At 48.7% G+C, this 14,044-nt stretch carries 9 protein-coding genes; 6 read left to right on the forward strand and 3 right to left on the reverse strand.

Annotation, left to right across the window (positions count from 1 at the left end; all coding sequences use genetic code 11):
* Positions 1 to 150 precede the first annotated feature (150 nt).
* From ACTJKB_RS30385 to ACTJKB_RS30395, 3 genes are read left to right on the forward strand one after another with little or no spacing between them, the layout of a single operon-like run.
* Positions 151 to 708 (forward strand): RNA polymerase sigma factor, encoded by a 558-nt coding sequence (locus ACTJKB_RS30385; RefSeq protein ID WP_440837969.1) that lies wholly within the window; start codon positions 151 to 153, stop codon positions 706 to 708.
* On the forward strand, positions 690 to 1,823 hold the full coding sequence (locus ACTJKB_RS30390; protein WP_440837970.1) for a DUF4367 domain-containing protein: 1,134 nt from the start codon (positions 690 to 692) through the stop codon (positions 1,821 to 1,823). Before ACTJKB_RS30385 ends, ACTJKB_RS30390 begins: the two co-directional genes overlap by 19 nt.
* Before the next feature lie 32 nt (positions 1,824 to 1,855).
* On the forward strand, positions 1,856 to 2,728 hold the full coding sequence (locus tag ACTJKB_RS30395) for a hypothetical protein (RefSeq protein ID WP_440837971.1): 873 nt from the start codon (positions 1,856 to 1,858) through the stop codon (positions 2,726 to 2,728).
* Positions 2,729 to 2,982: 254 nt separating this feature from the next.
* Here ACTJKB_RS30395 and ACTJKB_RS30400 read toward each other — a convergent pair whose 3' ends face one another.
* Both ACTJKB_RS30400 and ACTJKB_RS30405 read right to left on the reverse strand, forming a co-directional pair.
* Positions 2,983 to 4,029 carry a HAMP domain-containing sensor histidine kinase gene (locus ACTJKB_RS30400; protein WP_440837972.1) on the reverse strand — a complete coding sequence of 349 codons (1,047 nt, stop codon included), beginning with the start codon at positions 4,027 to 4,029 and terminating at the stop codon, positions 2,983 to 2,985.
* Complete coding sequence (locus ACTJKB_RS30405) at positions 4,026 to 4,700, reverse strand: response regulator transcription factor (RefSeq protein ID WP_440837973.1); 675 nt, start codon at positions 4,698 to 4,700, stop codon at positions 4,026 to 4,028. Before ACTJKB_RS30405 ends, ACTJKB_RS30400 begins: the two co-directional genes overlap by 4 nt.
* Before the next feature lie 195 nt (positions 4,701 to 4,895).
* Here ACTJKB_RS30405 and ACTJKB_RS30410 point away from each other — a divergent pair, with 195 nt between their 5' ends.
* Complete coding sequence (locus ACTJKB_RS30410) at positions 4,896 to 7,274, forward strand: ABC transporter ATP-binding protein/permease (protein ID WP_440837974.1); 2,379 nt, start codon at positions 4,896 to 4,898, stop codon at positions 7,272 to 7,274.
* Between the two features lie 141 nt (positions 7,275 to 7,415).
* On the opposite strand, the gene ACTJKB_RS30415 is transcribed toward ACTJKB_RS30410, so the two are convergent.
* The gene (locus ACTJKB_RS30415) at positions 7,416 to 11,822 is read right to left on the reverse strand and encodes a helix-turn-helix transcriptional regulator (RefSeq protein ID WP_440837975.1); all 4,407 of its coding nucleotides are present in this window, start codon (positions 11,820 to 11,822) and stop codon (positions 7,416 to 7,418) included.
* Positions 11,823 to 11,969: 147 nt separating this feature from the next.
* On the opposite strand from ACTJKB_RS30415, the gene ACTJKB_RS30420 reads away from it, so the two are divergent.
* Positions 11,970 to 12,149 (forward strand): hypothetical protein, encoded by a 180-nt coding sequence (locus ACTJKB_RS30420; protein ID WP_074085056.1) that lies wholly within the window; start codon positions 11,970 to 11,972, stop codon positions 12,147 to 12,149.
* 101 nt (positions 12,150 to 12,250) lie between these two features.
* Positions 12,251 to 14,044 (forward strand): Ig-like domain-containing protein (locus ACTJKB_RS30425; protein ID WP_440837976.1); only part of this gene is annotated, 1,794 nt, incomplete at its 3' end.

Below are 14,044 nucleotides of genomic sequence, written 5' to 3' on the forward strand. Positions count from 1 at the left end.
AGGAGAAGGGATTTGGAGTCCTTCCCATATAGAGATCAACAGAGTCATTTCTGTTGGTCTCTTTTATTGTGGGGAGCAAAACGGAAAAAAATGTCACGCAACAGACTGCTCAAGTGTTATATCTATATTGATAACAGAAAGGAGACAAATGTGGACTCTATAGAAGAGAAGATCAGGTGGATACAAGCAGGCGAAGTGTCTCTTTTTTCAGATATTATCAGGCTGTACCAGCAGCGGATTTACCTCTACTGCTTTCGCTTGCTGAACAACAAGGAAGAGGCAGAAGACGCAGTGCAGGATGTCCTCATCAAGGCCTATCAGAATATCGGGCAGTTCAAGCCGCAGGCGGATTTCACCTCTTGGCTCTACAAGGTGGCTTATCATCATTGCTTAAATCAGCTTCGCCGGCAAAAAATTCAGAACCAGCTGCGAAAATTACTCAGGCAGGATGTAACGACTAAGAGCGCCGAACAAATGGTAGAGAACCGACTGTTCAGTGAGCCTGTCTCATTAGCCTTGGAAAAGCTAAGCATGGAGAATCGGAATCTGCTGATTCTGCGCGTTTTTGAAGATAAATCATTTGCAGAAATTGGGGAGATTCTGGGTGTCAGTACGGCTACGGTAAGAAAAAGATATGAACGGACAAGAGGCAAGCTTAAAAAAGCTATCGAGCGAAGGGAGAAACAACTATGGGCAAGGGCGAATTGACCTTAGAAGAGCAGTTTTTGAAGGAAGGAGATCATTCTGCTAATTTCCCGCCCGTAGATGTCCATGATGCTGTGATAGAAGCCATCGGGCTTAGCAAGGTCCGCCTTGCTGCTGACCCGCTGACCCGCTTGCACGACGGGGACACTCCTCTGATTATGCAGAGGACAGAGACGTTAACCGGAGCAAAGCACAGACGAAAAAAGATATTACGGATTCCGGTGAGAAGCTGGGCAGTGGCGTTAATCCTGATCGTCTTACTTGGAGGCGGCTATTCCCTGTATACCATTGGTCCCGGGCAGGCAGCCAAATTCCATTATGAAGTGCTGCCATATGAGCCGCTTCTGGCGACGGAAGAAGGCGGAACCATAGATTTATTGAAAACTCCGTTAACCCCCGGACCCCAAATGCCTCAACGGCAGGTGAGCAAAGAAGAAGAACTGCTGAATATAAAATATGCTGAAGGCTTCAAGGCAGTAGAGAAATTATTGCTCCCCGGAGAGTTCGCTTCATTCGTGCTGAGACAGGAAGGGGGGGGTGAACAATATCGGACAGGCGTAATTAGCCCTACGATGATATTTACTGACTATTCCAGCTATTTGACCAAGGCAGAGAAGTACACAGCTCCGAGCTTGAAGCAGCCGGATTATATGCCGGAAGGATATGCTTTTGAAGAAGCGTGGATTCAGCCTGTATTCAAGAACATCGAAGAGAAAGAATTGCTTGCTCTGACCGGTGGAATCAAGCTGGAAGGCGGCTTTCGGGTGACCTGGAGGCAAGAGCCTCTGAAGAACGTTAATTTCGATTACGCTACGCTGGTATACAAGAAAGGTGAGAGTCAGGTAAGAATTAACGCCAGACATATCAAGGGAAAGACCGGAACGGTGGAAACCCTGATGTGGACCAAAACCACAAGGGTGGAGAATATTGATATCAACGGAAAGCAGCTGATTTATCTCGAACCTGCAAAAAACGATGATTTTAAGACGGGTTACAAATATAGACTCGTATGGTCTGACCCGGAGCAAGAAATGATATATGATTTGACTGCCAATCCGGAGAATACTGTTTTGACAAAAGATGAGGCTGTTCGTATTGCTGGCGCAATGATGAATTAAGTGTTTTGCACATACAGAAAGGTGGAATTTCAATGAACTTCAGAAAAATGCTCATGGCTGTGACGGGTACGGCACTATTACTGGGTACAGGGTATGGGGCTTCAGGGGAAGTGGCTGCTGACCGATCAAGGATTCAATCCGCAGCATTGCCTGCTATCAAGGCAGACGTTAAATATATAGCTCAGACCAGTGAAGCAGAAGCCACAGCTAAGAGGGAGCAAGAACTCAAGCGATTCAAGAATCTCCTAGACCAGCAGCAGAAAGCGCTAAGTGGTAAGTATCAACCCGGAGAGATCAGATATGTGTACATTAATGATAAGGAATACCATGCCAGTATCAGCAGCACACCATTTGCGAGTAATTCTTATTCGCTTATATACAGAAATTATGATGAATACATCAAGAAGAATGCAACAGGCAACACCGCAATGCCTTTGGAGCTGAAACAGATCCCGGATGGCTACAACTTTACTCTGGCAAGAATTGCTCCTTATCTATCGTGGCCCGAACAGAAGAAGATGTTCAGTCAGGTGATTGCTGAGGGGAAGGCGTCCGGCCAAAAAATATATGTTAAGAAGCTGCAGGAGAAGCGTATTTCTGTAGAGCTAATCTATACTATGGCCTCACCGGTCAATGGAATATCAGGAGTTCTTGCCATCACTGCCGAGCCTGCTGGGGCTGCGGATAAAACGGTTGAATCTGAGCCGGTTAAGCCACAGTCAGAGAAGCTGAAAGTGGGAGGACAAGAAGTAGTATACACATCTATCGACAAGCAGGAGTACAAGTCGGTTGCATGGATGAATCCGAAGACCCGTGTCAATTATATTATCCGGGAAAACCGCGGGCAGCTGACCAAGGAAGAATTGATTGCTGTGGCAGGACAGGTTATAGAGGCGTCGAAATAGCCGGAAATATCCAGGTTAGCTCTAGTGCGTGAGGAAATATTTCATATACGGTTTGCTGAGAGAGGGCTGTCCCATAAGTGGAGTTTCCGACGAATGAGACCGTTTTATGATTAAATATGACCGTGAAAAGCAACAGAGCAGCAATTCTCCCGTTAATGGAGAGTCGCTGCTCTGTGTTTTTGGTCATTGGCTGTTTGCTTGAGCAGATTATGCGCAAGAGAAAGCCAGCCCCCTTATTCTAGCAAATGGCCCAATCATTCTACCGCTACAGCAGGCAGCTTAATCGTAAAAGTCGAACCCACCCCCGGCTCGCTGCTGACTTCAATCGTGCCTCCGCTTAAGCTGATGATGCGGCTGACCAGAGGCAGGCCCAGTCCGTTGCCTTCGGAGGAACGGGCAGGGTCGCCTTGGTAGAATTTCTCAAAAATATGCTTTCGGACCTGAGGAGTCATTCCTATTCCTGTATCGGATATGACCACCGAAATCGATGGGTCTCCGGGCCGGAGAGAGACGGAGATTTCCCCGCCTTCCGGCGTGAATTTGATCGCATTGCCAAGTAGATTAAGCCATACCTGCATGATCAGCTCTTCATTCCCATAATACTGCAGCTCGTCCAGATCAATGTTGAGGTTCAGCTGCTTGGGAGCCCAGGCCGGCTCCAGCAATAACAGAGCCTGACGGAGCTGCTCATCCAGGCGGTATTCCGTTTGTTCTGTGAGCAGTTCCTGGTTTTCAAGCTTGGAGATCTTTAGAATATTGCCGGACAGGGTGGACAATTGCCGGGCGCTGTCTATAATCATGCCAGTGTATTCGTCATGCTCTTCTTTGCTGAGATTATCCTCTTGCAAGAGAGTGGCATACCCTTCGATAGCCGCAATGGGCGTTTTGAATTCGTGAGACACATTGACTACAAAATCATTGCGGAGGGTCTCGATGCTGCGCAGCTCCTGAACCATAAGATTGAAGTGATGGGCGACGTCGCTGATCTCACCCACCCGGTGCGATTCATTCAAATGAATGTCGAAGTTGCCTGTGGAGACCTCCTTGGCCGCCTTGATCAGATCCGCAATAGGAGATAATATTTTTCGGCCCACAGTCACAGTGATGGTTGTCCCGATGACGAGACTGAACAAAACAATGGTCAGAATAGGCGGAAAAGGATTTCTGTGCTGTATAGTTTCATTGCCAAGGCGAATATATAGATAGGCTAAGATCGACATGAGTAAAAGGAAGGACAAAATAATCACAAATACAAGCGATACAAAATGCCACCAAAGGCCTCCTCTTTTTTTGCGCCTCATCCCAGCTTCACCGCCTTATAGCCCAATCCTCTTACGGTGACAATCTCAAAGTCAGAGCTTTCCCTGAAACGCTCGCGCAAGCGGTTAATATGAACCACCACTGTATGCTCGTCAGATTCTGTATCCATTCCCCAAATTTCATCCATCAGCTGCTGTTTGGTAAAGATTTTGTTCGGATAAGAGATTAATTTATAGAGTAAATAAAATTCTTTCTGCGGAAGAAGGGTGCTCTCCTGGCCCTGAATGACGGTTAACGCATCATAATCGAGCACGGTTCCTCCCCATTCGATCCGGCGTTCGCTGATAATCCTGGCCCGGCGAAGCAGTGCCCCAACCCGCAGAATCATTTCATTTACATTGATGGGCTTGACCATATAATCGTCGATTCCGACGAGAAATCCCTGCTGTTTGTCAGCGAAGTTCTCCCGTGCCGTCACCATGAGAACCGGAAGATTATTGTTATTGTCCCGGAGTGTCCGTGTCAGCTCGTAGCCGTCCATAAGCGGCATCATAATATCGCAGATGATCAAATCGATATATTCCTTATCCAGTAACGTGAGTGCATCCTCGCCGTTCACTGCCGGGATGGCGTTGTATCCATTTTTGGTCAGGACTGTACAGAAGAGCTGCCGCAATTTGCTGTCATCCTCAACCACAAGAATATTAAACATGGGGTTTCCTCCTGGAACGCTTCATTAGTTTAAGTATATAGATGGCTTAAGTATAACTCATCAAGATCAAGTGAACCTCAACTGCTGAAGTTGAGGTTTAGTTGATATTTGGCGCTTATACTGGGGCCAGCAAGACAAGAACAGAGAGATTAAGGAGATTAATGATTACAGGTATGGAGAAGGAGACGAAATACGATGCTGCAATTAAAAAACATCACCAAGAGCTATAAGACCGGGGAATTCACACAGGTTGCACTGGATAAGGTGAATCTGAATTTCCGGGAAAGTGAATTCGTTGCGATTCTGGGCCAGAGCGGGTCGGGTAAGACAACACTACTGAATATCATCGGCGGACTGGATCAATATGACAGCGGGGAGCTGATTATTAACGGCCAATCCACGGAGCACTTCAAAGACGGAGATTGGGATGCGTACCGCAATAACAGTGTGGGCTTTATTTTCCAAAGCTATAATCTGATTTCGCATCTGAGCATCGTGGATAATGTAGAAATGGGGATGACGCTCAGCGGGGTAGCCTCTGCTGAAAAGCACCGTAAGGCGCTTCAAGTGCTGGAGAAGGTTGGACTCAAGGAGCATGTCCATAAAAAACCAAACCAGTTGTCGGGCGGACAAATGCAGCGGGTCGCAATTGCCCGTGCCCTGGCCAACAATCCGGACATTATTCTAGCGGATGAGCCGACAGGTGCTCTGGATACAGAAACCAGTGAGCAGATCATGGAGCTGATCAAGACCATCGCGGAAGACAAACTGGTCATCATGGTTACCCATAATCCGGAGTTGGCCGAGAGCTATGCAGACCGCGTAATCCGCTTCTCGGACGGCCATGCGGTATCAGACAGCAATCCGCTGGCTAATCAAAAGATCTCAAGCTCCTACAAGCTGAAAGAGACCAGCATGAGCTTTTTCACCGCCTTGAAATTATCCGGGAAAAATATCGCAACCAAGAAATGGCGGACGGGCCTGACGGCTTTTGCCTCAAGTATCGGGATCATTGGTATCGCCTTGATTCTGTCCTTGTCGAATGGATTCGATAAGCAGATCAGCTCCTATGAAACCGGGGCGCTCTCCAACTTCCCGATCTCGATCAATCAGACGGCAATGAGTGTAGAGCTGGGGCCGCCAAGAGACGGAGCATCAGAACTTCCTTCATACCCTGCAGAGAAAAAGCTGTATCCCTATGACCCCAGCAAAAATTCCACGCAGCATACCAATGTGCTGACCAAGGAATATATAGATTATCTTAAGAAAATCGATCCTGAGCTGATTGACGGAATTTCCTATACCCGCACCGTGAATATGAATGTACTGGTATCGGACGGACAAAAGGCGACTACGCTGGATAAAAATAATATCAGCTTAACTGCATATCCCAGCAAACAGGGAAGTGAGACGGGGAGCTATCTGGAGCAATATTATGATGTGCTGGAGGGGAAATACCCTTCCGGGAAGACAGATGTCGTACTCATTGTGGACGAATACAACCGCCTGACCGATGCTGCGGTAGATGCCCTGGGGCTCGATTATAAAGTGGACAGCATCAGTCTGGGAGATCTCATTGGAACCCAGCTGAAGCTTGTGATGAACAATGACTATTACCGCAAAAACGGTGAGCAGTTTGTCGTAAACGGAACAGCGTCGAATTTAACAGAGCTCTATAACAGCCCTAAAGCAGTGACCCTGAACATCGTTGGGGTGCTGCGCGGCCAGGAAGGCTCCAGTGTATCTACACTGTCTCCGGGCATTGCCTATTCGGATGAGCTTGCCGCTTCATTTATAGCAGATGCACAGAAATCTGAGATCGTATTGGCACAGGAAAAAGCAGACGTCAATGTGCTGACCGGTCAAGCATTGTCAGATGGTGTTGCGGGCAGTGGTTCAGCTGGAGCAGCAGGTACAAACCGGCTGATGATGGGTCCTGGTGGAGGCGCAGCGGGAGGCAGTGCTTCCTTGACTAAAGAGGATGTGCTTGCGTCCCTAGGGGCAACAGATATCCCTAACTCGGTATCTTTGTACCCGATTGATTTCAGTTCCAAGGAATCGGTCACTGCTTATCTGGACAAATGGAATGAAGGCCGTGAATCCAAGGATCAGGTAAAATATACCGATTTGGCGGCTATCGTTACTAACATCTCCGGCGGTATTATGGACGGGATTACCATGGTGCTGATTGCTTTTGCTGCGATTTCCCTGGTAGTGTCCTTGATTATGATCGGGATTATCACATATATTTCTGTCATGGAGCGGACGAAGGAGATTGGAGTCCTGCGCGCACTGGGCGCCCGCAAGAAGGATATTACACGGGTATTCAATGCTGAGACTTTTATCATCGGGGCTTGCTCCGGGATTCTGGGGATTGGTATTACCTACCTGCTGACCATTCCGGTTAATGCAATACTCTATAATCTGACCGATCTGTCAAACGTAGCCCAGCTCAACCCGTTGCATGCATTAATTCTGGGTGTGATCAGTGTAGGGCTTACGATGATCGGCGGCTTCATTCCGGCCAAGATGGCCGCGAAGAAAGATCCGGTTGCGGCGCTGCGCAGTGAGTAACAGCTTAGTAGTTTAGTTATAGGATTAGCCGGAAAAACCGCATTTCCCATACAAAAAGAGCCGATCTGTCGTTAGATCGGCTTTTTCTGTATCGTTATGACATCTATACATGAGCTGGTAAGGAGGATATCAGAGAAGAAATCATGGACGGGTAAGCAGATTGAGCTCTTTCGCCTGGATAATGGCTTTGGTGCGCCGGTTGACCTTTAGTTTGGCGAAAATATTTTTAACATGCACTTTTACCGTCCCAATCGCGATGACCAGTTGATCGGCTATCTCTTTGTTTGACAGTCCTGCCGCCAATAAGGATAGCACCTCAAGCTCACGCTCCGTAAGAGGTTCCTCCATTATAGCGGACAACGAAGCTTCTTCTGGGTTTTTATTGGACTGCCCGGCCGTATTTTGCAGCATGCAGAATAAAATTCCATTGGATGCCATAGCCTGAAGAACGGTTAGGCGATCATACGCGAATACACCGCTTGCCAGCTTGTTTTCAAGGTAGAGGACACCCAGCATATTCCCGTGAACGGTTACCGGTATGCAGAGTGCGGACCCGGGCCGATGTTTCGCAATATACGGGTTATGGATCAGCCAGCTCTCCTCACCACCGATATAATGGACATGCTCTTGTGTACGGAAGACATACCGGATGATGCCCTCTGGCAATAGAAGACTATCATTCAGCTCAGAAGGCGAGAGGGGAGTCTGCGCTTCTGAATCGGCATACGCCTGAATATTCAGTCCATCCTTATTGTCCATCAGCAAAGCACCCTTGCTGGCACCCGCATATTTCATAATAGTATTCATGATTTCCGCAAGCACCGTATCACTGTCCATCTGATTCGTTATCATTTGAGTGGTTTTGAGAATCGCTGCAAGATCCAAGCCGTCCAGGGCATGGGTCTCATGATGAGCACCGGCAGCCTCTCCAGATAACTCTACATCACTCCGGTCCGCCGGAATAGGGATGATCTCAAACGATTCATCAGCATGTTCCCCGCGTTGCCAGCAGAGTAGCAGATCCTCTAATTGCTTTATTTTTATTTGCACTCCCCATTGTGTATACGCCTCAAGCGCTAATTGCAAATAGAAGAGGGCTGTTTTCCCTTTATCCAGATTATGGTAGTATCTCGCTGCGAGTTCGCCGGCAAGGCTTGTCACCTGAACATCACCTTGTTCTCTTGCTTCACGGATGGTTTTATCATACAGTTCCTCAGCCAGAATACCTTTACCAGAGGCACGCGCATGTTCAGCCTGCAGAAGGTAATGCCTGGACCGGTAATTGGCCGGACTCCATGCGGCCCATTTTTTGAAGCGGAAGAGATTGCTGTTGAAGCGTTTCTTCAAATGTGCCCGTTTCCCAGGCTGTACAGAATCCGCCAATAGGGCAAGCGATTCATACATCAGGCATTCCGGCAAATGCGGAAGATGTGTGGCATAGGCTTCATAGGGCTCTGCTTGACTGGCCCAGCGGATAGCTTCCTCGTAATTACCCAGCAAATAGCTGAGTTGAGTCTTGTAGGTGCTGTACTGAAATAAGGTGGTAGCCGAGGTCTCCTCCATATGAATCCGGCCCAGGAACTCTTCTTCTTCAAAGCCTGTGCTGCTGAATGAATCCGGAGAAAGGGTTCTTCCCTGCAGTGCAAGAATAAATTGCTGATACAGATAAAAGTTCTGCTTCACAAACTCGTCGTTGGTTGTATCCAGAAACACCATATATTCAGTTATCGTTCTGGAGAATTCACTTAACGTTGCTCTTGTGTAGAGTGAATTAATGTGCGCACCCATGGCATAGCTGGCAAACACGTAATCCCCGGATTCCATCCCGAAACGAAGCGCTTTTGCCAAGTAAGCATCTCCTTCACGGGCATTTCCGGCAAATTGACAGAGTACACCGCCGAACATGGTATAAGATTTGCTTTTAACTGAAGTAATATTGTAACGCTCGGAAAGCTCGATTCCGACCTTGCCAATGGCATAGCCCTTATCAAATTTCCCCCGTGCATACCCCAAAAGCATGCTGTAAGCAGAATATACAGCTGCGGAAACAGGGGTGTTTCCATACTTAATAGATAGCTGAATGGCTCTGCACATGAGCAGAAAAAAGACCTCTTTGTTCGTGAAGAAGGTGGAGGGAGTAATCGCCAGAATGAGATGCATCGCAGCAATCCGGTCTTTGTCGGACATTTCTTCCAAATGCGCGAGCCGATCATACCGGTTATGCAGCAGCACATCGATTCGCAGCGCTTCAACGAACAGTTCGAATTTGCCCGGATTGGGCGAAATGTTAACATGATGCTCCCTCAGACTTTCTAGACCGAGCGCAGTGCCTTCCAGATACTTACCCTGATTGATGTATTGCATAATCCGGATCATTTGCACTCTGCTCCGCTCAGCTGCATTGCGCGCACGGAGAAGCAAAAAATCAATTTTCCGGTCAGACTCCACAGCATTACCGCATAAATATTCACATTCTGCTTGTTCAGCATGAAGCTCGAAACAGAGCTCGAAGGTGTTGCTCCAAGCTTCTGCTGGCAGCAATTCTACCCCTTTTCTGAAATAACCCAGCGCAACGTCATAAGCGGAAGTGGCCTTGGCGCGGTTTCCCGCATCCAGATTTAATTGTATGAGCTGAAGGATCTCGGCTTCTCCGGTCATTCTGCCAGAGCCTCTATTCAGATGGTTGACCACATCAAACAAGTTCTCTTCGTACCCCGAAGCCTCCCTGTTCAAAGCTCTGCCTATTGAGCTATGGATCGCTTGTTTCGTATCATCATCAATCTGACTGTAAATCAGCTTATGTATATTATCGTGGGCAAAACGGAAGGTACCCGCTTCATCTGCCACTATCATCCCTTCGGCTTCAATCTGGGGCCATTCGGACATGACATCTCCGATCTCCCGATTAGCGACGCAAGCTATCAGATCCGGATGGAAGGTGCTTCCCACACAAGCCGAAATTTGAAGCAGCTCCTGCGCAGTGACGGGTAGACGCCGCAGCCTGTGTTCCATCAAGTCATTGATCGCATAGCTGGGTTCCTGCCCAATGACCGATCCCAAATCCCATTGCCAGCACCGGTTCTCATGGTTATACACCAGAATGCTGTCATCTTGCAGGCGCAGCAATATTTGCTTGAAATGAAAGGGGTTGCCGTTCGATTTATGATATAGCAGTTCTGTAAAGGATAGCGCAGTATCCGCTTGGGTATTCAAGGTCTCTATCGTAATATCGTTCATTTGTTCAAGGCTCAGCGGGGACAGATGAATATGCCGGATAGCTGCCTGATCGGTAACGCTCCCGCCATGTTCGTAGCCTGGCAGACTGTTAAGGTCTATATCGTTATAGCGATAAGCGCAGACAAACATCAAATATTGGCATTCCGGATCGCACAACAGCGCGTGAATTAACTGCAGCGACGAAGAATCCGCCCATTGCAAATCATCGATAAACAGGACGAGGGGATGTTCTTTAGAAGCCAGCGCTTGAACAAATTTGCGGAAAACATAGATAAACCGTTTCTTCGATTCATTAGCCGGAAGCTCTTCCACAGAGGGCAGGGGGCCAAGTATCAGCTCGGCTTCAGGAATAATGGCAGTGATCACGTTGGCGCTTGCCCCGAGTGCTTCCTGCAGCTTTTGTCTCCACAGCTCGGACTGTTCCTTGCGTTCACCCAGCAAATGCCGCATCAATCCGCGAAAGGCTTGAATAATCGGATGATAAGGGCTTTCTTTAGAGATTTGCTCAAACTTTCCGGTGACATAAAAAAAATTACGGGCATGCTGCTGTTTGCGGAAAACCTCGTCCATAAGGCTTGTTTTGCCGATACCGGCTTCACCGGACACATACACCATTTCGGTCGATCCGAAGCAAGCAGAATAAAAAGCCTGGGTCAGCATGGAGATCTCATATTCTCTGCCGTGAAACCCCGGTTCCATAAAAAAGGTGTCGTGGGAACGTCCGACCTTGTCCAGGTCTGCCAATAAAAAGCCGGCATTTTGATAGCGGTTATCCGGATTTTTGTCGAGCAGTCTCATGACTACAGCTTCCAAGCCTTCAGGTAAATATGTCTGCTCCTGGGTCAGCGGAGGGGGGACTTGGGCCAGGTGCATATACACCCATTCCAGCGGATTGTCGGCAAGAAAAGGCAGATGTCCGGCCAATAATTCGTAGAAAATAATGCCTACAGAGTACAGATCACTTCGCTCATCCACTGTCCGCAGCATTCTTCCTGTATTCTCAGGTGAACAATAGGCGAGGCCTGCATCTGATATACCATAGCCAGCTGGACGCAAATAACCATGGTCTGAACGATGGAGGGCATAACCTGAATCTATTAAATAGGCTTCTTGTCCATTAGAACGAACACCGATCCGCTCCGGCCGCAAATCAAGATGAAGGATCTGCAACTGATGAAGCTGCAGAACACAAGCTACGATGGACCTGGCAAGGGTGAGAAACGCCTCCGGGTTCATGCGGGTCTGTCCGTTCATCCATTCCCTGAGTGTTGAATTTCTGATAACAATGTCGGATTGCTGATTTACTTTCATTTTTAGACACCTCTAATCTTGAACGTAGTAGCGAATACAATCTATTGTAATGGAAGATATACCTTTTTAGGTATAGAAAATTTTAAGGAATGACTCTAATCTGGGAGTATGTTTAATGGGCTGAATATCGAAGCAGGAGAGGTCTAGGTGATTAAAATGGAGAATGCGCTGATTGCGTTTGTTAGTATTGTTCTTCTTGGAATTGTGATCTTTGCGAAGATTTGGTGGGACGGATCTGGGATCAGTTTTAAATTTACAAAATGGTATTTTGGTATTTTTTTTATTGCGGCACTTATTGTTGGAGGAGGTACTTTTTTCGTCAGTTAAGTCATTATATCGGTAATCTCCTTCGGATTTGGTAGGTAAAATTCACAAATACATAAGTGTTTTTCGATTCATCGGAAATACAAGAAAGAGAGGATATTTTTATGAAAGGAATAAGACGATACAAACGCTGGATTGCCATGACTCTGATATTCATGCTTGCTATAGGATCGTTGTCTCATGGGGAAGTGTCTGCTGCAGATCCGGAGGTGCTCGATCAAAAGCAGGAAAACAAAACCGGGAATGTATGGGTCAGTAATGATTATCCAAGATTTCAGACCTTTACTCCGGAGATTACCGGGAGTCTCAGCAGGATTGAACTGAATATTTTCGATACCGTTGCTCCAGGAGCCCTGAAGGTGAAAATTTATAAGGAAGGCGATCTTTCGACAATGCTCGCTGAAGCGCAAATGGCTTCCTATGGCACAGGCTGGGTGTCTATTGATTTCTCTGGAGCATCGCTCTATTTGCAGAAGGACACGATGTATCGAATGGTTGTTTCCACGGAATTCGGAGGCTCGGCTGGCTTCGGATGGTATGGCAGCAGCGGCAACCCGTATTCAAGAGGATACTCTTCGGCTAACAATTATGACTTCTCTTTTAGAACTTACATGATTGCGGATTATTCGACATCCCCCGCATTAAGTGAGATCTCCACTGCTGAATCAAGCATTGTAGCGGACGGCATGAGTCAGACGGCAGTGACGGTGAAGCTGAAGGATGCACAGGGCAATGGGCTGACGGCCGGAGGGGCGACGGTGGGGATCACGTCGACCTCGGGATCGGTGAGTACTGTCAGAGATAACCATAACGGGACTTATACGGCGATGCTTACAGCACCGGTAACGGTGGGGACCGCGACCGTAAGTGCCACTGTCGGCGGCAGTGCGTTGCCGGGCACGGCAACGGTGCAGTTCGTACCCGGAGCACCATCCAGCATGAAGAGCACTATAGCAACAGGCGATAGCTCCCTAACGGCGGACGGCACGAGTCAGACAATCGTGACGGTGAAGCTGAAGGATGCACAGGGCAATGGGCTGACGGCCGGAGGGGCGACGGTGACCATTACGTCGACCTCGGGATCGGTGAGTACTGTCACGGATAACCATAACGGGACTTATACGGCGATGCTTACAGCACCGGTATCGGTGGGGACCGCGACCGTAAGTGCCACTGTCGGCGGCAGTGCGTTGCCGGGCACGGCACCGGTACAGTTCGTACCCGGAGCACCGTCCAGCGTGAACAGCACTATAGCCGTGGGCAATAGCTCGCTGACGGCGGACGGTACGAGTCAGACGGCAGTGACGGTGAAGCTGAAGGATGCACAGGGCAATGCGCTGACGACCGGAGGGGCGACGGTGGTAATTACGTCGACCTCTGGATCGGTGAGTACCGTCACGGATAACCATAACGGGACTTATACGGCGATGCTTACAGCACCGGTATCGGTGGGGACCGCGACCGTAAGTGCCACTGTCGGCGGCAGTGCGTTGCCGGGCACGGCACCGGTACAGTTCGTACCCGGAGCACCGTCCAGCGTGAACAGCACTATAGCCGTGGGCAATAGCTCGCTGACGGCGGACGGTACGAGTCAGACGGCAGTGACGGTGAAGCTGAAGGATGCACAGGGCAATGGGCTGACGGCCGGAGGGGCGACGGTGGTAATTACGTCGACCTCAGGTACAGTGAGCAGTGTTACGGACAACCATAACGGGACTTATGCGGCGATGCTGACGGCGCCGGTAACGGTGGGGACCGCGACCGTAAGTGCCACTGTCGGCGGCAGTGCGTTGCCGGGCACGGCAACGGTGCAGTTCGTACCCGGAGCACCGTCCAGTGCGAACAGCACCATAGCCGTGGGCAATAGCTCGCTGACGGCGGACGGTACGAGTCAGACG

This window comes from Paenibacillus sp. 22594 (assembly GCF_052044425.1).
Classification (GTDB): Bacteria; Bacillota; Bacilli; order Paenibacillales; family Paenibacillaceae; genus Paenibacillus_AQ.